The following is a 22,507-nucleotide window of genomic DNA, read 5'->3' as shown; positions in this document are numbered from 1 at the left end:
GGTAGATCTAATAAGTGCGCGATTTTCGGGCAGGGCAATTCGTAAGAAAATTTTAATTTCGCGGGTGTGAAAATTTGACAGAGGCCGACGGATTCAGGCCATGAAGCCTCATAGTAACTCATAGTACATACCATCCGTGATTTATGTAGGTTGTCGGGTGTGAGATCCATCGGGGTGGCGAAAGAGTGGGAGTGAGTGGTTGATGACGTTATTGGTGTCGGTATCCGGTTGGCTGCGGCCTTACAATGATGAAATCGCGCTGGCGATTATTGCCACGCTGCTGGTGGTCTTTGGTGACCGGATCAATCGGCTGGTGCGCAAGCTGGTCAGGCCGTATTGGGTGGGATTTCGGGTGCTGGCCTTTGTTGCTCTGTGTACCTTTGGCTATGGCACGTTGACGGTCTGGTTGGTGCCTGTTCTGGCGGGAGTACTGATAAGTCTGGCTGCGCCGGTTTATGTGGCGTCGATTGTTGGCAGCTTTGTGGTGTTGGGAATTCTGGCAGAGGGCTACCACAAGAAGTAGTCGTCCTGGCGGCTGTCAGGCTGTGGGACGTCTATCTGGGGTGGAGAAGGGGGTTGGGTAAATTGGACGGCAGGTACATCCTGTACAAGCCGCCACAGCACCCTGGAACAATCCTGGTTCCGTATACATCATCCTTGCCACAATCCGTCGTGTTGGTCATCCCTGTGCTGTCCGTTGCTTACTGTCCATTTGCCTTCCTGGCAAGCCTCCTGGCCATCTTCCCTGGGCAATCCATTTGCCGTGCCGTCCTGGCAGGTCATCCACTGATGAATATCCTTGTACCTCATCCTGAGGCATGTCCTGACATTCCATTGTGTTGCTCGTCTGAGCCGTCCTGCTCCCTTATAACCCTTCCCTGGCGTGTTCCTGCGGTACGTCATGTACCGTGTCCCTTTCCTTTGCCGTCCTGGCTGCACTCCTGTGCCTTTCCTGTTACCGCTTCATCCTGAAGTGGTTGCCATCCTGGCAATCTTCCGTTGATCTCCTGTCCGTGTGGTCACACTTTACCAAAAAAGCTGGTGGTCAGGATGGAGGCAGGACGGCGGTATGCTTGCAACAGAAATGAAATGAAAAATAAACTTCATACAAAACAACAGGTTGTGTTTTATGTAGCATGAAAGTGAACAGAAACGGGTAGTCCAGACTACGTATTTCCCACAGGCTTGTGAGATATCTCGCACAAGCCTGTGGGCGAATGTCTCTGGCAGAGGCATTGGGTATCAAAAGCGCGGGAGAGTATTAGCGGGCAATACCCTGGCTACGAGCGTTCACTTGTCGGGAAAATGCTTGCGGGTCGGCGATTTCACCGTCTTCGCGCAGTGCCGGATAGGGCAGGTCATGTTTTTGGCAGAGCTTGGCTGCGGAGGGCTGGCACCACTCAAACAGCAAGGTATTGAAGCGGTCGTCATCCAGATGGCGCTGCTCGAACAGGCCTGCCTGCTGGCGTTGACGTGCGGCCTCGCAGAGAATAATCGCGGCAGCCACGGAGACGTTGAAAGAATGCACCATGCCGAGCATGGGGATGATCAGGTGTTCGTCCGCCAGTTCGGAGGCGATGTCGCTGACGCCTTCTTTTTCGGTGCCCATCAGGATGGCGGTGGGTTGAGTGAAGTCATATTCCCGAAAGTCGATCGCTCTGTCTGTCAGATGAGCTGCGCAGACCTTGATACCGCGTTGCTGGTGCGTGCGGATGGCGGTTTCGATGTCGGCATGGGTGCTAACGCTGACCCAGCTCTCTGAGCCAGCTGCAGCGGCGCTGGTGACGGTATTAAGGCGGAAAGTGTCGGTTGGCCATACGCAGTGGATGTCTTGCACGCCAAAGGCGTCACAGGAGCGGGCAATGGCGGCCAGATTGTGCGATTTGTAAACTTCATCGGTAATGACCGACAGGTCTGGCTGGCGTCGGTTGAGGGTGTTGATCACACAACTCAGGCGTTCTGGCGTCATGTTCGGTTACGTCTCTCTGGCTCAAAACGGAGCGGCATTGTATAAAACCTTCCGGTTTTATGCACGGAACAGGTATGAAAGACAATTTATTGATAGGAGCCGGCTATTTGTGGCGTGGCTTTACACTACTGAATGAACCGGGAATACGCCGTTATGTCTGGTTGCCCATTCTGATTAATCTGCTGGTGTTGTCGTTTGGAACCTATTGGCTGATTGATGCAGTCAGCCAGTGGGATGGCTTTGATTCCAGCTGGATCAGTTGGCTGGCCTGGCTGGTGGTGCCTCTGTTGCTGTTACTGTCGACCTTGATCTCGGGGTATTTTTTCAGTGCGGTGTTGTTGCTGTTGGCGAGTCCGTTTTATGGCTTGCTGGCGGGCAAGATCGAGCAGCGTCTGGGGCATGAGGTCGAGGACGAATCCATTGCCGCGTTGATCCCGCGTACGGTGATACGGGAGCTGGTCAAGATGGGTTATTACCTACCGCGTTATCTGTTGCTGCTGTTGTTGTCGTTTGTGCCGGGCGTCAACTTGCTGATGCCCTTCGTCTGGTTCTGGTTTGGCAGCTGGGTGATGGCGTTGCAATACAGTGATTATACTCTGGATAACCAGCAGCAGAATTTCCGCGCCAGCCGAGAGCAGGTGGCTACCCAGCGCTGGACGGCCTGGGGATTTGGTGGGGCGGTGTCGGTGCTGATGGCGGTACCATTACTGAACTGTCTGGTGCCCCCGGCGGCGGTGATCGGGGCTACGCTGTGGCAATTGCAACGGCAGGCCGATCAGTCACGGGCCGGTTGATCTATTGGTTGGCCTCATCACGGTTGTCAGATAAGCAGGCTGCGGGGAAAACACAGGTGAATGTGCTGCCCTTGCCTTCGATGCTGCTGATTTTCAGCTCGCCGTCATGGTGCAGCAAGACGTGTTTGACAATAGCCAGCCCCAGTCCGGTACCGCCAGTGGCGATGCTGCGGCTGGGGTCGGCGCGATAGAAGCGCTCGGTCAGGCGGGGGATGTGATGCTGGGCAATACCGATGCCGTTATCCGAGACGCTGAAATGCCCTTTGCCGCCTTCGGTATACCAGCGCAGTGTGACGTCACCCCCTTCCGGGGTGTATTTGACGGCGTTGAATACCAGGTTGGAAAATGCACTGCGCAGCTCATTATAAAAGCCCATCATTTTTTGATCCTGATCGATGGTCAGGGTAATGGTGTGCTTGCTGCTGCTGAGTGATGCGGCATCGCGACGGATGGCTTCCAGCAGCGGCTGCAGCTCGATAGGCTGAGGCTGTTCCGTCTTGCCGGTTTCCAGCCGTGACAGCATCAGCAAATCCTTGAGCAGGTTTTCCATACGATGACTTTGTTCGCTCATTTGCTGCAGCATGCGGCCCCAGCGTGGTGGCAGCATCTCGGAAGCGGCTTGCATGGTTTCGACGTAACCGGCAATCACGGTCAGCGGTGTACGTAATTCATGGCTGACGTTGGCAACAAAATCCTTGCGCATTTCTTCCAGTTGTTTCAAACGGGTGATGTCATGAATCAGGATCAGGCGATCCTTGCGGCCAAACAGGGTGATATTGAACTGCAGGTAAATGCGCGGATTGATGGGCGATCTAATCGTGAGCGGTTCCTGATAATCGGCCTTGTCGAAGTAGGCCTTGAATTCTGGCGTGCGGATCAGGTTGGTGATGGGTTGGCCAATGTCTACCGGGTTGCGTAACCCCAGGTAGTTTTGTGCGGCCTGGTTCCAGAATTCCAGCGCGCCGCTGGCATCCACCATCAAGACAGAATCTTGCAGGGCCGCGGTTGAGTCCTGGATACGATTGATAATGGCCTGCAGGCGCTGCTGGTGTTTGATATTGCTTTGCTGCAAGCGCTGGTTCTCGGTAAAAATCGCTCCCCAGATGCCCAGTGTTCGTGGTAATACGGTGGTTTGTCCCTGATCCAGCCAGCGGTGCAGGCGGTACAGTTGCAGCCATTGCCAGGTGATATAGGCCCCCATCATCAAACACAATGCTTCCAGCGGCCGGTCAAAAAAGACGTAACCACAACCAACGGCCAGAATCAGCAAGTAGACAAGGCGGCGCAATTCTCTGCGCCAGACGGGGGACATCAAAATTCAGGAGGCTTTGGTCGAAAAGCGGTAGCCGGTGCCACGCACGGTTTGGATCAGTTGTTCGTGAGACTCACCGAGTGCTTTGCGCAGACGACGAATATGCACGTCAACGGTGCGCTCTTCAACGTACACATTACCACCCCAGACTTGATCGAGCAGCTGGGCTCGGGAGTAGGCCCGTTCCTGGTGGGTCATGAAAAACTGCAACAAACGATACTCCGTAGGGCCGATGTCAATCGGGTCGCCATGAGCGGTAACGCGATGGCAGACCGGGTCCAGCATCAGGCCGCTGACTTCAATGGGCTCTTCGATGCCTTGTGGGGTGGAACGGCGCAAGACGGCTTTCAGTCGTGCGACCAGTTCTCGAGGGGAAAACGGTTTGGTGATGTAGTCATCTGCCCCCGCTTCCAGCCCTTGTACTTTGTTATCTTCTTCGCCCTTGGCCGTCAGCATGATGATTGGCAACTCAGCGGTGCGGTCTTCACGCTTGAGGCGCCGGGCAAATTCGACGCCACTGGTGCCTGGCAGCATCCAGTCGAGTAAAATCATATCAGGCTTTCGATCGATAATCTGCGCATGTGCTTCCTGTACATTGGCAGCCTCAAGGCATTCATACCCGGCCATTTCCAGGGCCACGGCGATCATTTCCCGGATAGGGGCTTCATCGTCCACAATAAGAACGGTCTTGCCAGCTTTGGTCATAAGGCTCGTCACGCAAATGTCACAATAGGAATAATGCGGAGGTATTACACTGACCTAGTGTTACAAGCATGTGACACTGTTGGCATTGGCGTCAAGCCTGACACCAATTACGCGCTGGACAGGGCGTAGTGTGACAGGAGTCCGGCCCAGATCAGCGTGCCATACCAATGGGCTGCCAGAAACACTTTCATGCAGGCTTCCCGGCGGCGACTGCGGATAGACCATAATTGCCAGACCAGATACCCTCCGGCGACGCACCAGGCCAGATAAAACGGCCAGCTTGCTTCCAGCTGATTGCCCGTCAGTAACAGACAAAAATGCGCCATTCCGTAGAGAATGGCGATCATGGTGACATCCAGGTCACCAAACAGGATCGCCGTGCTTTTGACACCAATCAGCAGATCATCGTCGCGGTCGACCATGGCGTAAATTGTGTCGTAACCGACCGTCCAGCAAACATTGGCAATAAACAATAACCAGCAGACAGCGGTCAGCTCATTGGCCTGTGCGGCAAAGGCCATTGGAATCGCCCAGGAAAATGCAGCGCCGAGAAACACCTGTGGCAAATGGGTATGGCGTTTCATAAAGGGATAAAGTGCTGCCAGAGCGACCCCGCCGAGGGATAACCAGATGGTCAGGGCATTGGTCAACAGCACCAGCGCCAGACTGATCAGGCACAGCACAATAAAGCCGGATAATGCTTCGCGGTCAGAGATACGTCCTTGAGTCAGGGGACGGTCCTGGGTGCGTTTGACATGGCGGTCGATATGACGGTCGGCGTAGTCGTTAATAACACAACCGGCCGACCGCATAAGAAATACGCCCAGAGTAAAGATCACCAGATTGGCAATGGAGGGAATGCCCTCGGCGGCAATCCACAGCGCCCACAAGGTCGGCCAGAGCAGCAGATAAGAGCCAATCGGCCGGTTCAGGCGTGTCAGCTGCACCCACTGATACCAGTTGGGCCAGAGTTTGTTGAGTGAGGCGGACAGAGGTGATTGCATAATCAACGCCTTGTGTCGTCTGACAAAGGAAAGGAGGCGGATACCAGCAAGGACGAGAAGGCTTCCGTTACCAGCAGTGGTGCACCATGAATTGTAAATACCGAACGCCTGGCCCAGCCAAACGGGTTGGGCTGGTTGACTGTTGACGCCCTTGTGCGGCTGAATTTCAGCGGTTGGCGGCGCAAACTGGGCTGGCGGAACAGATAGCTGCCAAGCGAGCGGTTACCAAGATGGCGAATCTGTTGTCCTACCCGTGCAAGGCTGGTCAATGGAATGGCAGTGCGGGCTCGCACCAGTTCCGTTTGTCCCAGGCACAAGGAAACCTCGCGTACCCAAACGGGTTGGCGTCCGTGCAGCTTCAGGTCTGCCTGTTCGGTTGGTAAAGCCGGGCCGCAATATTGTCGGATAACCTTGACCGAAAATGTGCTTGGGTCCAGTGCCTGCAAACGCTTGGTCAGTGACCCGGCGTCATTGAGCCAGTGACGCCACTCGCGGGGAATGCTCGCCAGTGTTACACAAAAGCGCCCGCTCCAGCGTGGTGTTGTGGCCAGAAGTTGCGCATGGTATCTGGGTATAGTGCTTTTCATGGCGGCGCAGCATGCGTCAAATCGCATTTAGTGGCAAGAGGATTGCTCTGTCCATTGATTTTATGCGGGTTGGACAGTAGCTTAGGCGGCCGAAGTATCGAGTCGGCTGATGCAACATCGGCTCCAGCCGTTATTATGACAGGTGTGACATGAAAAAATGGCAGTGCGTGGTGTGCGGCTGGATCTACGATGAAGCCGAAGGCGCACCAGAAGAAGGTATCCCGGCAGGAACCCCTTGGGAGGACGTGCCAGCAGACTTTACCTGCCCGGATTGCGGTGTCGGTAAAGATGATTTTGAAATGATAGAGATTTGACCATTGATTCCGACCTGCTGTCCCCCAACGGTAACCCCTGCTGATGCCCGCTGGGCATTGATTGTTGTTGCCGAAGCGAGCACCGCCGCTGGCTACCAACGGGTGCACGACTACTGTCAACGCCATGGACCCGCGTCGGTGCTCTTGATTTGTGCCAATGATGGCCAGCAAGAACAGTCCAGCGCAGCGGATATGGCGGAGCGTCTGGGAATTGTGGTGCTGAACAACACCCCGGTGACCAGGATCGACCATTCTGGCCGTTGCCTTGAGACGCCGCTGGGGCGATTTGACTTCGAAACACTGATTGTCGCGCCTGCTCATCTGGCGGATAACGTTGATACCGAGCAAGCCTTGTGTGACCACAAGCACCAGCCATAACGGTATTCGTTAGCAGCCGCTGCCGTATACAAAGTACTAATATGAATAGTGCTGTCGGTAGCCACTGCGCTGACGGTAACAGATAACCGATATTCCTGAGCCTGCGAAGCAGGCCGTACAACCAGGCGTTATGCCTAACTTATCGAGAGGATTCATCTCCATGCGTAAACCAGAACTGGCGGCCGCCATTGCTGAAAAAACAGACCTGAGCAAAGAAAAAGCAACAGAAATCATCACCGTTGTCACCGATCGTATTGCCCAGGCACTTTCCGAAGGCGAGAACGTCAGCCTGATTGGCTTTGGTACCTTTGAAGTGCGTCAGCGTGCTGAACGTCAGGGCAAAAACCCGCAAACAGGGGAAGCCATCACCATTGCGGCAGCCAAGGTACCCGCTTTCAAACCCGGTAAAGCCCTGAAAGATTCGGTGCAGTAAGCCGATATGATGGATGCCGCAACGCTGACCCGGCACTGGGTGGAAACATTGGTTGTCGGCGAGGGGTTATGCCCTTTTGCTGCGCCAGTGATGCCAGCACTGCGGATCGATATTTGTGAGCATCCTGACCTTGATCAGGCCACGGCCGAGTTTATGGATTTACTCACCGAAGTGGCCAGGGCAGACAGCGAGACATTGCCAACGGCATTGTTTGTTGTGCCTGGGCTGGTCAAGGAATTTGATGAGTACTGGAACTGGAGTCTGATTTGCGAACAGTTACTGGTACAAATGGGTTACGAAGGCTTGCTACAGTTAGCGACCTTTCACCCTAACTATTGTTTTGATGGTGAGCCGCTGGATGATCCGGGCAACTTCACCAACCGTTCTCCCTTCCCCATGCTGCACATTATCCGCGAGGCGCATATAGAGCAGGCGCTGGCCTCGGTTCCCTTTCCTGAACGTATTCCCGAACGCAACCAGAAGCACCTGCGACGCCTGGGTATTGCCGGTGTGCTGGCGTTGATGCCAGAGCTGGCAAACACGGAAGTATTGTCTGATCAGCCGTCAGCGCAGGGCTGGCGGCCGAAATAACCACCGGGATTTGCTTGGCAAATCCGATTGCCGCCGATCAGGCTGACAGTACGGAAGACTGGCCCATTGATTCCCTGGCTCGCTGGATCACCGTTTCCGTGGCGTCGCGTACCGTCTCTTTGTCAAGACCCAGAGCCTGGAGGATTTTGGTATCCAGTGCTTCTTTCGGGCCATCGCCGTAACCATGAGCGCGTAAACTACGAGTGGTGATATTCAGCAGTCGGGCGTAATGGGCGTGGGCGCCGTTGTAGCGTGAATTATGTTGCTGCCGCAGGGCTGTGACGACCTCATCCGGGAGATGCCACTGATCGATCAGGCAGGCGGCAATCTGTTCACGTGTCAGAGCCAGTACATGACGTTCGATGCAAGAACGGTTGATATGTGGATTGGCTTCAATATAGCGATTGATCAGCGCCAGTTGATGTGGAAAGACATGAGCCAGCAATAAAAAACCGAAGTTGTGCAGTAACCCGGCCAGATTGGCCAGGCTGCAGTCCAGCTGCTTGTCTTCTGGACAGCGCCGGGAAATTTCACTGGCCAGCTCGGCTCCCATGGCTGCTTGTTGCCAGAACGGGGTATAGCCTCTGGGGCCTTCGTGGGGCATATCAATATGACGTCCCAGTGCCAGATGCGAGACCAGTTCAACCCCGAGTACGTGCAGGATGGTCTCTTTGATGGTTGGCTCGGTATCTTTGGATTGATAACAGGGAGAGTGCTTCCAGTTAAGGATTATCTCGTTGATAGCGGGGTTTTGCTGAAGCGTGTGCGCCAGGCTCTCGAGGTTGGCATCCGGGTCGATTCGCAGCTCAATAATACGCCGTGCGGTCTCTGGTAACGGTGGCAGGTCGAGAGTGTCCTGCAAGCGTGGTTGAACGCGCAGCAAAGTAAACTGTTGTATTGCGGTGTTGATATCCTCCATGTCCTCGCTGGCTGTTGCGTGGAATGGGTCCTCTTTGGGTGGGGCCGAATAATGCCCCAGCTGCGAGTGGGCGATCAGTGCCCGTACCTGCTCGGCTGGTAGTTGCAATAACGTGTCGTTGGTATCAGAGGGAATATACAGGGAGTTGTTTTCGAGTAACGAGTGATCCACCAGGGTTTCGATCTGGGTCAGCTGTGGTGGAGCCGGAAAATTATCCAATCCCAGTGTGTACTTGAGGGATTGCATCTCATCGGGCAAGAGTGCGGTGCAGCATTGTCGCCCCAGTTGATGTGCCAGCTGTTTCAGGTCCAACAGGCGATTGGCCGGGATCAGCACCTGTATCTTGCTATAGCTATCTTTAAGGAAGATAACGCTGGCCAGATTGCCGGATGGCATGGCACTTTTACTGATCATGGTCGGTCACCTGTAATGTCGTCTCGGGTGGCTTGTACGGAGAGGCCTTGTGCCTTGTGAGCAAGCGGCAAAATTGCCGCGGCCAATCAGTGTGGGTACATACAATATAGATCAGATGAGCGTATTTACTTGGGCTGGATCAGTAACCGCTGATATGTGCCCGCTGGAGCATAAAAAAAGACAATGGCTTGGTACTTAGGGAATCATATTTGAATCAATAAGGGGTAGGTATGGCCCATGAGATGTATTTTTTCAATCTTTATTGATACGACCATTGGATAACTTTGGACAGTTTTGTTAATTGGGTCTCATTTTTGATATGTTTCTGAACAGAATTGATTGGTTGGTATGCTACAGGGTACATCTATTTAATCCTGCACGGTGGCAACCCGCGCCCAGAGTGAGCACCGGACTAAACAGATGTCCCCTACACGGCAGCATAACGCTCGGCATCGCCCAGCCATCGGAGAATCAGGGGCTCGACCCGTTGCGGGTGCTGGTGCCAAAGCTGAGTCGCCATCTCTCGTACCTGGGGTAATAATTCGGCATCACGTTGCAGGTCGGCGACGCGCAGCATTTGCAAGCCGGTCTGGCGCGTGCCAAGCACTTCCCCCGGGCCTCGCAGCATCAGGTCTTGTTCGGCAATATAAAAACCATCCTGGCTTTCTCGCATCACGTGCAGGCGTTGCTTGCTGGTGAACGAGAGCGGCGCCTTGTACAGCAAGACACAGTGACTGGCGACAGAGCCACGGCCAACCCGGCCTCGTAACTGGTGCAGTTGTGCCAGCCCCAGACGTTCCGGGTTTTCAATTACCATCAGACTGGCATTCGGTACATCGACACCGACCTCAATCACCGTTGTCGCGACCAGCAGATCCAGCTGGTGGGCTTTGAAAGCCGCCATAACGGCGGCTTTTTCGGCAGCTTTCATTCGGCCATGCACCAGCCCGATACGTAAATGCGGCAGTTGTGCCGCCAGGTCTTCGGCGGTGTTTTCAGCGGCCTGACATTGCAGCGCCTCACTTTCTTCAATCAGGGTACAGACCCAGTAGGCCTGGGCCTGCTCACGACAGGCATGATCGACTCGCTGAATCACTTCTTCGCGGCGCTGGTCGGATACCACGACGGTGGTAATCGGGCTGCGCCCTGGTGGCAGTTCGTCAATGATGGAAGTATCCAGATCGGCGTAGGCACTCATGGCCAGGGTACGGGGAATGGGAGTGGCAGTCATGATCAACTGGTGTGGTGACAAGCCATCGAGATTCCCCTTGTCTTTCAGTGCCAGGCGCTGGTGGACACCAAAGCGATGCTGCTCATCAACAATCACCAGTGCCAGACGATGAAAATGCACTTCTTCCTGAAACAGCGCGTGCGTACCAACAATCAGCTGGGCCTGGCCTGCGGCAATCGCTTCCAGAGCGGCAACACGTGCCTTGCCCTTGGTTTTTCCGGCCAGCCAGCCACACGGGATACCCAGTGGTTCGAACCAGTCACTCAGGTTCTGGAAATGCTGTTCGGCAAGAATTTCTGTCGGTGCCATCAGGGCGACCTGAAATCCGGCTTCCAGCACGTGGCAGGCTGCCAGCGCCGCTACCAGGGTCTTGCCGGAGCCAACGTCGCCTTGCACCAGCCGTAACATGGGTAATGGCCGGGCCAGATCGGTGATGATCTCGTTGGTTACCCGTTGCTGGGCCGCGGTTGGGGTAAAAGGCAGCTGTGCAAGCAATGCCTGATGGAGGGTCCGGGTTCCCTGAATGGCAGGTGCTCCAGGCTGCTGTGCACTGGCACGCAGGCGTTGCATCGACAGTTGGTGTGCCAACAGCTCTTCCAGAATCAGGCGCTGCTGCGCCGGGTGGTGTGCGTTTGCCATTTCTGCCAGTTCGACTTCCCGGGGAGGGCGGTGCAAAAACAGCAAGGCTTGCTTCAGGGAAGGCAGCCCCCATTGTTGCAGCCAGTCGAGTGGCAACAGGTCATCCAGAGGAATTTCGTTCGCGGCCAGTCGTTCCAGCGCCTGATCCATCAACAGCCGCAGGCGCTGCTGGCTGATGCCTTCGGTGGTTGGGTAAACGGGAGTCAGTTGCGGCTCGGGCAGGTCGTCCAGGCCGTTGTCGAGCAGTTGATACTCCGGGTGATAGAGCTCCAGACCACTGGCTCCACGCCGGGCTTCGCCGTAACAACGTACCAGCGCCCCACGACGAAACTGGTTTTTCTGGGCAGCACTGAAGTGATAAAAACGAATGCTGAGTACGCCGCTGTGGTCAGCAATCTTGACCAGCAAGCTGCGGCGTTTGCCAAACAAGACATCGGCTGAACGCACTTCCCCCTGTACCACGGCAGGTTGTTGATGCTGCAGGTTGCCAATCATCTGGATACGACTGCGATCTTCGTAGCGAAATGGCAAGTGGAACACCAGATCAGCCAGCGAGTGAATATTCAGCCGCTGCAGCTGCTCGCGCAGTTTTGGACCAACGCCTCTAAGCCGGGTCAGATCAAGCTGTTTGTCCATGACGAGACGGGCCTAGCCAATACGGCATTGACGGGCAGTATCCAGTAGCAAGTCGACAGCTTGCCCGCGGGGGAAGCTGGCGCGCCAGGCCAAGGCAACGGTACGGAATGGCTGTGGATTGGTAAACGGGCGAGTGATTACCAGAGTCAGGTCGAGATTGTTAACGGCACTTTCGGGCAATACGGTAATGCCCAGTCCGGAGGCGACCATATGTTTCAGGGTTTCCAGCGAGCTGCCTTCCAGTACGCTGCCCAGGCGGGTGTGGTGCTTGTGGCTCAACACCGGGCAATATTCGAACACCTGGTCGCGAAAGCAATGGCCTTCCCCCAGCATCAGCAGGTCTTCGTCCGCCAGTTGTTCCGGGGCGATGGTCTGTTGGGATTTCCACGGGTGATTCTTGGGTAACACGACCACAAAATTTTCATCATAGAGCGACCGGGTCAGTACATCCGGTTCGTTAAACGGCAGCGCCACAATAATGGCGTCGAGATCTCCGTCGCGGAGTTGGCGACGTAATACACCGGTGTAGTTTTCTTCCAGGTACAGCGGCATGGTCGGGGCACGCTGGTGAATCTGTGGTACCAGATGAGGAAACAAATATGGCCCAATGGTGAAAATAGCTCCCAGTTTCAGCGGCGAGCTGAGTTGGTCCTTGCCTGAACTGGCCAGTTCCCGAATGGTACGGGCTTCCTCTAACACCCGTTGTGCCTGGGCCACGATACGTTCACCTATCGGTGTGATCGAAACTGCACTTTTGCTACGCTCGAAAATGGCAATATCCAGTTCACCTTCCAGCTTTTTGATGGCGACACTGAGAGTGGGCTGGCTGACAAAACATTTCTCGGCAGCGCGGCCGAAGTGCTTCTCCTGGGCGAGCGTCACAATGTACTTGAGTTCGGTCAGGGTCATAATTGGCTGCCTTCATGGCTATTTTGAGTTTGATTTAGTCTACCTATGGAGTGGGCGGAGTAAAAGCCTGAACGACGGGTCATTTTTCCACCGCTAGCGAGCTGGCTATTGATCTCAGTACGGATAACACAAATAACCGGATTGAGCTGTGATCCGGGTCGCTGGCATTATGCGTGTGATTGAGAGAGCTGGCGCTCGAGAATTTTTTTTCAGATGCCTGCTAATGTGTAAGCAGTGCAGCAAATAAGTTGACCTGTGTCTTAGTACATGGGCGTCAGTAACCGTGGTTGGATCAAGCAGGAGAAGGTGATGGCACGTATTCTGATTGTGGGGGCAGGCGATGTGGGCGGTACCTTGGCCAGGCAATTGGCCCAGCAGCATCAGGTGTGGGGGCTGCGACGCAGCAGTGCAGAGAACAGCACTAACCTGCAATGGATTCAGGCCGATGTAACCAGGCCGGAAACACTGCAGGATTTGCCATCCGGGCTGGATCTGGTGATCTACAGCGTGGCATCGCCATTATTTACCCAGGAAGGCTATCACGACTATTACGTCAATGGTGTGCAGCATGTGCTGGAAGCGCTGGCTCCACAGTCGGTGCGACGGTTTATTTTTGTGTCCAGCTCCAGTGTGTATCACCAGTCCAGGGGTGAGTGGGTAGACGAGACATCGGCCACCGAGCCGCGCTCGTTTGCGGGCAAGGAGTTGTTGCAGGCAGAACAGTTACTGCTCAATAGCACAATCGCGACCACCGCGGTACGGTTTACCGGTATCTACGGCCCGGGTCGTAATCGCCTGATTGAGCAAGCCCGCCATGGTGGCCACTGCGACCCTGAGCCGCCAGTGTGGACCAATCGTATTCATCGCGATGATTGTGTGGGGGTATTGACGCTGCTGTGTGAAAAAGCACTGGCCGGAGAGCCGCTGGAGTCGGTGTATCTGGCCACCGATGATGAACCGGCGACGCTATTTGATGTGCTGGAATGGATGAAGGACCGGATTGCCGACGTTGAGCCGGATCACGATGTGCCGGAAGTTTCGCGTCGGGCCAATCGCCGTTGTCGTAACGACCGTATCAAGGCATTGGGCTATGAGTTTCGCTTCCGGAATTACCGCGCAGGTTATGACGTATTGTTGGACGAGCTGGGGTATCTCTGAACGGTCAGGCAAAGGGAGTGATAATCGATCGGGATAGCCTTGTCGGCAGACCAGCGGACTGACACCGGCTCAGGGTTCGGTGTCAGCTTTTCAGGCGCACGATCTTGTTGACACCGGATACGTTACGCAACTTGCGGATCACCCGTGCCAGGTGCTTGCGCCCCTGGATATTGACTTTCAGTTGGGTCACGCTGAGGCGGGCATCACGCTCCTCAACGCTGATTTTGTCGATACTGGCATCGGCGGTATGAATCGCACTGGCAAGATCCACAATCAAGCCGCGGCGGTTTTCCATATACACCTTGAGGTTGACGGTAAACTCGCTGTGGATGTCTTTTTCCCAGCGTAGCGTGACGCATTTTTCCGGGTTGTTACGCAAATCTTCAATATTGCGGCAGGTTTCCGTATGTACCACCAGTCCTTTGCCGGAGCTGACATGGCCGATAATCGGATCGCCGGGAATCGGGCTGCAGCATTTGGCAAAACTGACGACCAGGCCTTCAGTACCACTGATGGACAACGGCTGTTCGGCACTGGCTTGCAGGTCGATATCGGTATCCCGGTAAGCGGCAAGAAAACGTCGTGCCATTAATGGTGCCATACGATTGCCGGAACCAATTTCCTCGAGCAGATCGTCAAGATGTTCGAGGCCGGTTTCTTTCAGCACCAGATCGATCTGGTCATGGCTGATGTCGTCCAGCGACTTGTCGAGTCCGGCCAGGGCCTTGTTGAGCAAGCGTTCGCCCAGTGCGACGGATTCGGATTGCCGTTGGTTTTTCAGATAGCTGCGGATATTGGAACGGGCTTTGCCCGAGACCACAAAGTTGAGCCAGGCCGGGTTGGGCTGGGCATTGGCAGCTGTCACAATTTGTACCGTCTGGCCGCTTTGCAGTTTGGCACTCAAGGGCGACAGTTGTCGGTCGATACGGCAGGCGATGCACTGGTTGCCAACATCGGTATGCACCGCGTAGGCGAAGTCGATGGCGGTAGCGCCAGCGGTCAGTGTGAGAATCTTGCCCTTGGGAGTGAAGACGTAGATTTCATCCGGGAACAGATCCACTTTGACGTGCTCAACAAATTCCAGCGGACTGCCAGCATTTTTCTGTAATTCCAGCAGGTTCTGTACCCACTGATGGGCACGCTGGGAACCGCTGATCTGGTCGCTTTCAGATTTATACAGCCAGTGGGCAGCAATGCCATAGTTGGCCATGGCATCCATTTCTTCCGTACGAATCTGGATTTCAATCGGTACATCGCCAGCGTTGAACAGGGTGGTATGCAGCGATTGGTAACCATTGGCCTTGGGTATGGCGACGTAGTCCTTGAAGCGGCCGGAAATCGGTTTGTAAAGGCCGTGCATCAGGCCAAGAATCCGATAGCAGGTGTCTACTTCGCTGGTGATAATACGGAAGCCATAGACATCCATGATTTCGTCGATGTCTTTTTTCTTCGATCGCGCCATCTTGCTGTAGATGCTGTACAGATGTTTTTCGCGACCAACAACCCGAGCCGAAATATTGTATTCACTCAGACGGTTCCGGATGCTGTTTGATATCTGTGAAATGATTTCGGCATGGCGGCCGCGATGATTCTTGACGGCTTTGCGAATCAGATTCGAGCGCATCGGGTGCATGGCTTCAAAGCACAGGTCTTCCATTTCGACACGAATGCTGTTGAGACCCAGACGATGGGCAATCGGGGAATAGATATCGAGGGTTTCGCGGGCAATACGGCGGCGCTTGTCGGGGCGTAATGATCCGAGGGTGCGCATGTTGTGCAAGCGGTCGGCGAGCTTGACCAGAATGACGCGAATGTCTTTCGCCATGGCCATGGCCATTTTCTGGAAGTTTTCTGCCTGCTGCTGCTGTTTGTCTTCAAAATGAATATGGGTCAGTTTGGAGACACCATCCACCAGGTCCGTGACCACATCACCAAACTGGGTGGCAAGGGCGGGTTTGGGGATGCCGGTATCTTCAATCACATCGTGCAGCATGGCGGCCATCAGGCTCTGGTAATCCAGATGCATGTCGGCGAGGATGCTGGCGACGGCGAGGGGGTGAATAATATAGGGCTCGCCACTGCGCCGACGCTGGCCATCATGGGCCTGCTCGGCGTAGTAGTAAGCTCGGCGCACCTGCTGGACTTGCTGGCGGCTGAGATAATGCGACAGGCGTTCGGACAAGGCATCAATCGTGGGCATTAGGTTCTCCGAAAAATTGATGCATTGGCTTGGGCTCAGTATTGGTCGGCTTTAGCGGCCTCTTCCTGGGCAGCAATCGTCGCAGGGGTAACCAGCTCCGCTGAAATCTCGCGCAGGGCAATAACCGTTGGTTTATCGTTCTCTTCCGGTACTAATGGCTCAAAGCCTTCGACCGCAAGCTGGCGGGCGCGTTTGGTCGCCAGCATTACCAATTCAAAGCGGTTATCAACGTTGGTCAGACAATCTTCAACAGTTACGCGGGCCATAAACATTCCGTCAAGTAAGAAATCGTTAGAACAGAGTATATTAGCGGATTTTGAGCGATATGTAAGCAGTGTATTTCAGCTTTGCGTGTCGCCAAGCAGTAATGACGTCAGAGTATCGGCATGGCGGGCTTGTTGGGCCTCGATGCGATGGCGGCGGGCAATAATAATCGCACGCAGTTCTGCCAGGGTGTTGTCAAATTCGTCGTTGATAATCAGGTAGTCGTATTCGCCATAATGGCTCATTTCTGATCGGGCATCCTGCATGCGGCGATTAATTGTGGCTTCGTTATCCTGGCCACGGCCTTGCAGCCGCTCCCTTAATGCCGCGATTGATGGCGGCGCAATAAAGACCGAGACGGCGTCAGGCATCAAATGCCGCACTTGCTGTGCTCCTTGCCAGTCAATTTCCAGAATCACATCACGGCCAGCAGCCAGCTCGCTTTCCACCCAGCGCTGTGAGGTACCGTAGTAATTATCGAATACCTGGGCATGTTCAAGAAAGGCACCCGCGTCGACCATTTGCTGGAATTCTGCATGGCTGACAAAGTGATAGGCCGTGCCATTTTCTTCGCCTGGGCGGGGAGCACGGGTGGTGTGGGATACCGAGACACCGATATGGGATGTGGTGTTCAGCAGGGCGTTGACCAGGCTGGTTTTACCAGCGCCGGAGGGCGCAGAAAAAATAAACAGAGTACCAATCATGACAGGGAAGTCTTCTTGCGGGTTCGGGGATTCCGGCAGTATATCGAAAATGGAGCCAATTATCGGCCGCTTGCGGTGAATATAACGGACCGGGGCAGTGTGGGCCGCCCCGGCCGGGCCAGAGGTATTATTGCGGACGGGTGCTGGTACAAATGTCCCGATCATCAAAGCGGCGCGCAGCGGCCAGCAGATTCGGGTAGTCGGTCAAGCTGTGCAGCGCCCGAAACAGTGTCCAGTCGACCATGCAAATCAGGCAGATGGTCGGGTAATGCCAGTCATCAAACTGCCCTGCTGCAGCCTGCTGGTCGAGCCAGTGGAGGGAGTCTTCAATACGTTCCCGTTGCAGTTTGAAAATCAGCCGGTCTTCTTCTACGGGCAGCTCAGAACGCTGGCTCATCAGCAGGATGACCATGGAGTCGCTGACTGCATCAATAACACTGATCTGGTTGTACTGTGCAAGCGTCAGTTGCGGCTGTTGCAGGCGTTGCTGCAAGTGCTGGTAGATAACGTGGGAGTCAAAAATACGGCTGCCATCGTCTTCCAGTACCGGCATCTTGCGAATAGGCGTAATCGTGGCGAATGCAGCCCGGCCTTCGTCCGTCAGGATGTCGACTGGCTGGAATGTGTAATCAACCCCTTCCAGCTGCATTCTGATACGCCGGGCAAAGGGGGAAGTCTGATTGCCGTGCAAGATGATGGCCATGCCTGTCTCCTTGAAAAATAACGATTAACCAGCAAACACTGTCTTGGTGACATGATGCTACGGATTACGCTGGCAGGCCAGCGGTGGTGACGGTTGCCTGCTTGAACGGCCTGGGAAACCGGTGCCGGCCGTCTGACCAGGTGGTCAGAAGGTGTGATCAAAGCGTCAGAAAGAGTGAGCAAGGTAAATAGAACACGCGTTGCCTGCTATGTATCTTTTCACTACAATGCGAATCATTACTATTTTTAATCCCCCTCATTCTCTTAGCACTAGGGTTTGTCATGCCGGTTTCTTTGGTGGCGCAGAAGCAGTTCGGCGCCCTTTACAAGGATCACCACCCTTGGCTGCTGTTGTTATTACGGCGGCGACTGGGTTGTGACGACGATGCCGCCGATCTGGCCCAGGATGCTTTTATCCGGCTGATGAACCGGCCCCAGACGCTGGAAGGTAATGAAGCCCGAGCGTATCTGACCACGGTGGCAAAAGGGCTGTGTGTCGATTTATGGCGTCGCCGTCAGGTTGAGAACGCCTGGCAAGAGGCGGTGGCAGCCTGGCCGGAAAATGTGACGCCTTCGCTGGAAGAACAAGCATTGGTTATCGAAGCCTTGTGTGAAGTCGATACCATGCTGCGGCAGATGCCAGAAAAAGTGGCCAGGGCATTCCTGCTCTCACGCCTGGAAGGGCTGACCTATCGCGAGATCGGGCAACGCCTGGAGGTTTCTGAGCGCATGGTCAAAAAATATATGGCCAGTGCCATGTACGAATGTGCCTTGCTGGAAATGAACACCATGGAAGCGCAGCCATGACACTGGATCATGATCGCCAGCGCGCCCTGCGTGAGGCCTCGCAATGGTATGCCTGCCTGGAAGATGAGCAGCTGGACCCTGCTGAACAGCAGGCCTGGCAAGCCTGGCTGGATAGCAGTGACGCCAATCGCCAGGCCTGGCGTCATATCGAAAGTGTTGCTGAACGTTTTGATGGCCTGCGTGGTGCCAGTAATGCGCTGCCGGTCAGGGAAACACTGACCGGCTTGCAACAGCAGCGCCAGAGTCGCCGCGGCGCACTAAAGAGTCTGGCTGTGCTGGGAGCCGTGGCTGGAGGTTGCTGGGTTGCCATGCCTTACCAGCACTGGCAGGCAGATGAACGCAGCGCCGTGGGAGAAATCAGGCAGTTGCAATTGGCCGATAACTGCCGGGCCTGGCTGAATACCGACAGCAGTATGAATACGGACTTCCACAATGGCCGGCGACAAATCCTACTGCAACGAGGCGATCTTTTTGTCGAAACCAGTCATGGGTCTGCCGAGTTGCAGTCGGCGACGGCAAACGCCGATGTGCGCTGTCGTGGTGGGCGCTTCGCCTTGCGTCGTCGCAACACCGACGGCGATCTGTTGGCTGTGTTTGAGGGTGCCGTAACACTGCATGGCCGTGATGGCAAAAAACGACACCTGCGAGCAGGGCAGCAATGCCATGTGCACCGGGGGAGTATGTCCGCTCTGGGGCCGGCAGACCCTCGCCATGAATCCTGGATACATCATCTATTGTTGGCCCACGATGAGCCGTTGGCAGAGCTGACGGCAGAACTGGAACGCTATCGCCATGGTTTTATTCATGTTGACCCGGCCGCGGCACGCTTGCGGGTGACGGGTTCCTTCCCGACCCAGGATACCGATATGGCGCTGGATATGCTCAGTGCCAGCTTGCCGGTGCAGGTAGAGTACCCGTTACCCTGGTGGGTCAATATCACTCATAGTTGATAAGAAGATTAATTCTCATTTGTTTATGAGAATGGTTCCCCTTTTTGATGGCTGATTCGATATGTCTGTATAAGTTCCTCAAAAAACAGATCAACAGCCCTGAAAAAGGAGTAATGGATGTTATTTAGAAATTTCCGCCCGCGGGTAGGATGTCATGCACTGCTGCTATCTGCAGCGATGGGATTGGGTGTTGCCGCTCCGGCTGCGGTTGCTCAGGATGCCTCCACGAACCTTAGCCAGTTCTCTATTCCTGCGGGTGATCTTGGTACCGCCATTACGCGTTTTGCGGCGCAAAGCGGTGTATCACTGAGTGTTTCGTCATCCATGCTGGCCAACCGCCAGACCCAAGGCCTGGAAGGCAACTATAGTATCGGACAAGCTCTGAAGCTGTTGCTGGAAGGCACCGGTCTGACAGCCAGCAAGCAAGCCAATGGCAGCTACCTGTTGACTGATACCCCGGTTGCAGCGGCTGCATTGAACGCCGGTGACCCGCTGATGCTGCAAACCATGGTGGTTTCTGCAGCAGGTTTCGAGCAGAAACTCACCGATGCACCAGCCAGTATCTCGGTTGTTGATCAGAAAGAACTGAACAGCCGTCCTTACACAACGCTGCTGGATGTTGTGCGGGAGCTGGAAGGGGTCGACATTGGCGAAACCCGTGACAAAACCGGTCAGGGCACCATCAGCATGCGGGGCATGGGTTCCGATTACACACTGATTCTGGTGGATGGCCGTCGCCAGAATAACCACGGCGATATTTACCCCAACAGCTTTGGTGGTAACCAGTTCAACCACATTCCACCACTGACTGCGATTGAACGGGTCGAAGTGATTCGTGGACCGGCATCCACGCTTTATGGTGCTGATGCACTGGGTGGTGTGATTAACGTTATTACCAAAAAGGTCACTGACGAGTGGACCGGCGGTATCAACTTCAGCCGTACGCTGCAAGAAAACGATGACTTTGGTGATGATACCACCATTGATTTCAACGTTATGGGGCCACTGATCAAAGACAAACTCGGTGTTGCGGTACGTGGTAGCCTCTATGACCGTGAAGCGTCCAACCCGGAATATGATTCCGTTATCGATCCCTACGGTGATACACAAACCCGTTCCCTGGGTTTTGGCGGCGGTGGTAAAACCGTCGATAACACCAACAAATCCCTGGGTTTCCGTTTGAGCTGGACGCCGGATGCCCGTCAAACCGTCGTCTTCGATATCGACACCTCGGAACAGGTGTATGACAACTCAATGAACTCTGACGGCAGCTATCCGCTAGGTACGGTGGACAGTATTGATCGTTTGTGGTCAAGCAGCCCTCGGGCCGGCTACAAAGAAGAGCAGAGCTTTACTCGTGACCAGTGGTCACTGGCTCACGAAGGCGACTGGGACTTCGGTCACAGCAACGTTTCTCTGGCGTATATCGAGACAGCCAACAAAGGCCGTACCTTACCGCTGACAGCCACCGAGCGCGCCCTGCAAACAGAAATCTACGAAGGAACGGGCGATTACGCAGGCTTGAGTGAAGAAGAGCGTATGGAAATCATGGAAGATGAATTCCTGCCTCGTCCTGACCGGGTCATGACCAGTAGCCAGTACACTCTGGATGCCAAACTGGATCTGCCGATTGAAGACCTGGCCGGCGAGCACTTGCTGGTGGTTGGCCTCCAATATATTGACGGCGAACTGGAAGACGGCGTTTTTGGCATGGAAGACGGTGATGAAGGCAGTGGTGCTGTTTCCGATCACGAAATGTACTCACTGTTTGTCGAAGACAACTGGACTCCCATTACCCCTCTGACCATTACCGCGGGTATCCGTTACGACGACCACTCTCAGTTTGGCAGCAATACCAGCCCGCGCCTTTATGGTGTGTACGATGTACAGCCAGGCTGGACTGTTAAAGGTGGTGTCAGCACCGGTTACAAGACACCTAAAACCACTGACCTGTACGATGGTATTACCGGCTTTGGTGGTCAGGGTACCAGCCCGTTTGTCGGTAACCCGGATCTGGAACCGGAAACCAGCGTCAATACCGAAGTGGCCTTGTACTGGGAATCATTGGTCAAGCGCGATAATGCCAATATCACCGTGTTCCACAACAAGTTTGAAAATAAAATTGTCAGTGGTGACACCGTTTATAGCTGTGCCCAGACAGGTGGCGTGAAACCTTGTGCTAACTTGGGTGCGTATGAAGATATTGGCTACGACAGCTATAGCCAAAAGATCAACATCGACGAAGCTGAAATCAAGGGTGCTGAGCTGGCGGGTCGTTACCAGATTCTGGATGACCTGGCGTTCCGTATGAACTACACCTACACCGACAGCGAGCAAACCAGTGGTTCTGAAAAAGGCCAGCCGTTAACCGATACCGCCAAACACATGGCCAATGCCACGCTGGAATGGCAGGTTGATGAACGCACCAACCTGTTCCTGACCATGGAAAAACGCTCGGATCGCTTCCGTGGGGTGGATGAATACGATCGTCACCTCTACTACAAAAGCTATCAGGTCTTACACCTGGGTGGCTCTATCGTACTCAACGAGTCGGTGACCATTCATGGCCGTATCAACAACCTGCTGAATGAAGACTTTACCAGCTACACCACCGCGTTTGAGGACAACAATAACGACGGTGTATACGACAGTGATGATGATGAAGTTATCTACACGGATGACTACAACAACAAAGACAAGGCCCGTAACTTCTGGGCTGGTGTCAGCATTACTTTCTAAATAGCCTGATTGCACTGCGCGTCCTTCCGGACGCGCAGTTCATAATCCCAACCGGTATTCCTCTTCTCCAGCTTCTCCAGCTTCTCCAGCTTCTCCAGCTTCTCCAGCTTCTCCAGCTTCTCCAGCTTCTCCAGCTTCTCCAGCTTCT

At 54.6% G+C, this 22,507-nt stretch carries 22 protein-coding genes; 10 read left to right on the top strand and 12 right to left on the bottom strand.

Going from position 1 to position 22,507, the window contains the following annotated elements:
• The first annotated feature begins 202 nt into the window (after nt 1–202).
• Nucleotides 203–523 carry a DUF3392 family protein gene (locus Q8W32_RS14300; protein ID WP_303434502.1) on the top strand — a complete coding sequence of 107 codons (321 nt, stop codon included), beginning with the start codon at nt 203–205 and terminating at the stop codon, nt 521–523.
• A 738-nt stretch (nt 524–1,261) separates the two neighbouring features.
• On the opposite strand, the gene trmH is transcribed toward Q8W32_RS14300, so the two are convergent.
• Nucleotides 1,262–1,969 (bottom strand): tRNA (guanosine(18)-2'-O)-methyltransferase TrmH, encoded by a 708-nt coding sequence (gene trmH, locus Q8W32_RS14295; protein WP_303434501.1) that lies wholly within the window; start codon nt 1,967–1,969, stop codon nt 1,262–1,264.
• A 74-nt stretch (nt 1,970–2,043) separates the two neighbouring features.
• Between trmH and cysZ the strand changes: the two genes are divergently transcribed.
• Nucleotides 2,044–2,763 (top strand): sulfate transporter CysZ, encoded by a 720-nt coding sequence (cysZ, locus tag Q8W32_RS14290; RefSeq protein WP_305415452.1) that lies wholly within the window; start codon nt 2,044–2,046, stop codon nt 2,761–2,763.
• A gap of 1 nt (nt 2,764) precedes the next feature.
• Here the strand turns inward: cysZ and phoR are convergent, their stop codons facing one another.
• The 4 genes from phoR to Q8W32_RS14270 form a co-directional block, all read right to left on the bottom strand.
• On the bottom strand, nt 2,765–4,075 hold the full coding sequence (gene phoR / locus Q8W32_RS14285; protein ID WP_305415451.1) for a phosphate regulon sensor histidine kinase PhoR: 1,311 nt from the start codon (nt 4,073–4,075) through the stop codon (nt 2,765–2,767).
• A 6-nt stretch (nt 4,076–4,081) separates the two neighbouring features.
• Nucleotides 4,082–4,780, bottom strand: coding sequence for a phosphate regulon transcriptional regulator PhoB (gene phoB, locus Q8W32_RS14280; RefSeq protein ID WP_303434498.1), 699 nt, complete (start codon nt 4,778–4,780; stop codon nt 4,082–4,084).
• A gap of 107 nt (nt 4,781–4,887) precedes the next feature.
• Nucleotides 4,888–5,784, bottom strand: a complete 897-nt coding sequence (gene ubiA / locus Q8W32_RS14275; protein WP_303434497.1) for a 4-hydroxybenzoate octaprenyltransferase — start codon at nt 5,782–5,784, stop codon at nt 4,888–4,890.
• A 2-nt stretch (nt 5,785–5,786) separates the two neighbouring features.
• Entirely contained in the window at nt 5,787–6,371 is a 585-nt protein-coding gene (locus tag Q8W32_RS14270; RefSeq protein WP_305415450.1) for a chorismate lyase, read from the bottom strand.
• A 149-nt stretch (nt 6,372–6,520) separates the two neighbouring features.
• Here Q8W32_RS14270 and Q8W32_RS14265 point away from each other — a divergent pair, with 149 nt between their 5' ends.
• From Q8W32_RS14265 to Q8W32_RS14250, 4 genes are all read left to right on the top strand, one after another.
• Nucleotides 6,521–6,685 (top strand): rubredoxin, encoded by a 165-nt coding sequence (locus tag Q8W32_RS14265; protein ID WP_303434495.1) that lies wholly within the window; start codon nt 6,521–6,523, stop codon nt 6,683–6,685.
• Between the two features lie 3 nt (nt 6,686–6,688).
• Nucleotides 6,689–7,063: an FAD/NAD(P)-binding oxidoreductase gene (locus Q8W32_RS14260; protein ID WP_305415449.1), complete on the top strand. Its 375-nt coding sequence runs from the start codon at nt 6,689–6,691 to the stop codon at nt 7,061–7,063.
• A 160-nt stretch (nt 7,064–7,223) separates the two neighbouring features.
• A complete protein-coding gene (locus tag Q8W32_RS14255; RefSeq protein WP_303434493.1) occupies nt 7,224–7,496 on the top strand; it encodes an HU family DNA-binding protein in 273 nt (90 codons plus the stop codon).
• Between the two features lie 6 nt (nt 7,497–7,502).
• Entirely contained in the window at nt 7,503–8,087 is a 585-nt protein-coding gene (locus tag Q8W32_RS14250; RefSeq protein ID WP_305415448.1) for a DUF1415 domain-containing protein, read from the top strand.
• 37 nt (nt 8,088–8,124) lie between these two features.
• Here the strand turns inward: Q8W32_RS14250 and Q8W32_RS14245 are convergent, their stop codons facing one another.
• The 3 genes from Q8W32_RS14245 to Q8W32_RS14235 all read right to left on the bottom strand — a co-directional run bounded on the left by Q8W32_RS14245 (nt 8,125) and on the right by Q8W32_RS14235 (nt 12,835).
• The gene (locus tag Q8W32_RS14245) at nt 8,125–9,420 is read right to left on the bottom strand and encodes an aminoacyl-tRNA deacylase and HDOD domain-containing protein (protein ID WP_305415447.1); all 1,296 of its coding nucleotides are present in this window, start codon (nt 9,418–9,420) and stop codon (nt 8,125–8,127) included.
• Between the two features lie 427 nt (nt 9,421–9,847).
• On the bottom strand, nt 9,848–11,926 hold the full coding sequence (recG, locus tag Q8W32_RS14240; protein WP_305415446.1) for an ATP-dependent DNA helicase RecG: 2,079 nt from the start codon (nt 11,924–11,926) through the stop codon (nt 9,848–9,850).
• 12 nt (nt 11,927–11,938) lie between these two features.
• Entirely contained in the window at nt 11,939–12,835 is an 897-nt protein-coding gene (locus tag Q8W32_RS14235) for a hydrogen peroxide-inducible genes activator (RefSeq protein ID WP_303434489.1), read from the bottom strand.
• Nucleotides 12,836–13,144: 309 nt separating this feature from the next.
• Between Q8W32_RS14235 and Q8W32_RS14230 the strand changes: the two genes are divergently transcribed.
• Nucleotides 13,145–13,993, top strand: coding sequence for an NAD(P)H-binding protein (locus Q8W32_RS14230; RefSeq protein WP_305415445.1), 849 nt, complete (start codon nt 13,145–13,147; stop codon nt 13,991–13,993).
• An 82-nt stretch (nt 13,994–14,075) separates the two neighbouring features.
• Here the strand turns inward: Q8W32_RS14230 and spoT are convergent, their stop codons facing one another.
• From spoT to Q8W32_RS14210, 4 genes are all read right to left on the bottom strand, one after another.
• Complete coding sequence (gene spoT / locus Q8W32_RS14225; RefSeq protein ID WP_303434487.1) at nt 14,076–16,193, bottom strand: bifunctional GTP diphosphokinase/guanosine-3',5'-bis pyrophosphate 3'-pyrophosphohydrolase; 2,118 nt, start codon at nt 16,191–16,193, stop codon at nt 14,076–14,078.
• 35 nt (nt 16,194–16,228) lie between these two features.
• Nucleotides 16,229–16,459: a DNA-directed RNA polymerase subunit omega gene (gene rpoZ, locus Q8W32_RS14220; RefSeq protein ID WP_303434486.1), complete on the bottom strand. Its 231-nt coding sequence runs from the start codon at nt 16,457–16,459 to the stop codon at nt 16,229–16,231.
• Nucleotides 16,460–16,534: 75 nt separating this feature from the next.
• Nucleotides 16,535–17,161 carry a guanylate kinase gene (gene gmk, locus Q8W32_RS14215; protein ID WP_303434485.1) on the bottom strand — a complete coding sequence of 209 codons (627 nt, stop codon included), beginning with the start codon at nt 17,159–17,161 and terminating at the stop codon, nt 16,535–16,537.
• Between the two features lie 127 nt (nt 17,162–17,288).
• A complete protein-coding gene (locus Q8W32_RS14210) occupies nt 17,289–17,864 on the bottom strand; it encodes a glutathione S-transferase family protein (protein ID WP_303434484.1) in 576 nt (191 codons plus the stop codon).
• A 281-nt stretch (nt 17,865–18,145) separates the two neighbouring features.
• Here Q8W32_RS14210 and Q8W32_RS14205 point away from each other — a divergent pair, with 281 nt between their 5' ends.
• The 3 genes from Q8W32_RS14205 (at nt 18,146) to Q8W32_RS14195 (ending at nt 22,359) form a co-directional block, all read left to right on the top strand.
• A complete protein-coding gene (locus Q8W32_RS14205; RefSeq protein ID WP_303434483.1) occupies nt 18,146–18,670 on the top strand; it encodes a sigma-70 family RNA polymerase sigma factor in 525 nt (174 codons plus the stop codon).
• A complete protein-coding gene (locus Q8W32_RS14200) occupies nt 18,667–19,620 on the top strand; it encodes a FecR domain-containing protein (protein ID WP_305415444.1) in 954 nt (317 codons plus the stop codon). The genes Q8W32_RS14205 and Q8W32_RS14200 overlap by 4 nt, the downstream gene beginning before the upstream one ends.
• A 117-nt stretch (nt 19,621–19,737) precedes the next feature.
• Nucleotides 19,738–22,359, top strand: a complete 2,622-nt coding sequence (locus Q8W32_RS14195; RefSeq protein ID WP_305415443.1) for a TonB-dependent receptor — start codon at nt 19,738–19,740, stop codon at nt 22,357–22,359.
• Nucleotides 22,360–22,507: the final 148 nt, after the last annotated feature.

Source organism: Oceanobacter sp. 3_MG-2023, from assembly GCF_030688925.1.
Lineage (GTDB): Bacteria > Pseudomonadota > Gammaproteobacteria > Pseudomonadales > Oceanobacteraceae > Oceanobacter.
This window is presented reverse-complemented; position numbering and strand designations above follow the sequence as displayed.

Bases quoted from the DNA above. Each gene is read 5' to 3' on its own strand.
- Q8W32_RS14300 (WP_303434502.1), top strand. From the start codon at position 203: ATGACGTTATTGGTGTCGGTATCCGGTTGGCTGCGGCCTTACAATGAT.
- trmH (WP_303434501.1), bottom strand. From the start codon at position 1,969: ATGACGCCAGAACGCCTGAGTTGTGTGATCAACACCCTCAACCGACGC.
- cysZ (WP_305415452.1), top strand. From the start codon at position 2,044: ATGAAAGACAATTTATTGATAGGAGCCGGCTATTTGTGGCGTGGCTTT.
- phoR (WP_305415451.1), bottom strand. From the start codon at position 4,075: ATGTCCCCCGTCTGGCGCAGAGAATTGCGCCGCCTTGTCTACTTGCTG.
- phoB (WP_303434498.1), bottom strand. From the start codon at position 4,780: ATGACCAAAGCTGGCAAGACCGTTCTTATTGTGGACGATGAAGCCCCT.
- ubiA (WP_303434497.1), bottom strand. From the start codon at position 5,784: ATGCAATCACCTCTGTCCGCCTCACTCAACAAACTCTGGCCCAACTGG.
- Q8W32_RS14270 (WP_305415450.1), bottom strand. From the start codon at position 6,371: ATGAAAAGCACTATACCCAGATACCATGCGCAACTTCTGGCCACAACA.
- Q8W32_RS14265 (WP_303434495.1), top strand. From the start codon at position 6,521: ATGAAAAAATGGCAGTGCGTGGTGTGCGGCTGGATCTACGATGAAGCC.
- Q8W32_RS14255 (WP_303434493.1), top strand. From the start codon at position 7,224: ATGCGTAAACCAGAACTGGCGGCCGCCATTGCTGAAAAAACAGACCTG.
- Q8W32_RS14250 (WP_305415448.1), top strand. From the start codon at position 7,503: ATGATGGATGCCGCAACGCTGACCCGGCACTGGGTGGAAACATTGGTT.
- Q8W32_RS14245 (WP_305415447.1), bottom strand. From the start codon at position 9,420: ATGATCAGTAAAAGTGCCATGCCATCCGGCAATCTGGCCAGCGTTATC.
- recG (WP_305415446.1), bottom strand. From the start codon at position 11,926: ATGGACAAACAGCTTGATCTGACCCGGCTTAGAGGCGTTGGTCCAAAA.
- Q8W32_RS14235 (WP_303434489.1), bottom strand. From the start codon at position 12,835: ATGACCCTGACCGAACTCAAGTACATTGTGACGCTCGCCCAGGAGAAG.
- Q8W32_RS14230 (WP_305415445.1), top strand. From the start codon at position 13,145: ATGGCACGTATTCTGATTGTGGGGGCAGGCGATGTGGGCGGTACCTTG.
- spoT (WP_303434487.1), bottom strand. From the start codon at position 16,193: ATGCCCACGATTGATGCCTTGTCCGAACGCCTGTCGCATTATCTCAGC.
- rpoZ (WP_303434486.1), bottom strand. From the start codon at position 16,459: ATGGCCCGCGTAACTGTTGAAGATTGTCTGACCAACGTTGATAACCGC.
- gmk (WP_303434485.1), bottom strand. From the start codon at position 17,161: ATGATTGGTACTCTGTTTATTTTTTCTGCGCCCTCCGGCGCTGGTAAA.
- Q8W32_RS14210 (WP_303434484.1), bottom strand. From the start codon at position 17,864: ATGGCCATCATCTTGCACGGCAATCAGACTTCCCCCTTTGCCCGGCGT.
- Q8W32_RS14205 (WP_303434483.1), top strand. From the start codon at position 18,146: ATGCCGGTTTCTTTGGTGGCGCAGAAGCAGTTCGGCGCCCTTTACAAG.
- Q8W32_RS14200 (WP_305415444.1), top strand. From the start codon at position 18,667: ATGACACTGGATCATGATCGCCAGCGCGCCCTGCGTGAGGCCTCGCAA.
- Q8W32_RS14195 (WP_305415443.1), top strand. From the start codon at position 19,738: ATGTTATTTAGAAATTTCCGCCCGCGGGTAGGATGTCATGCACTGCTG.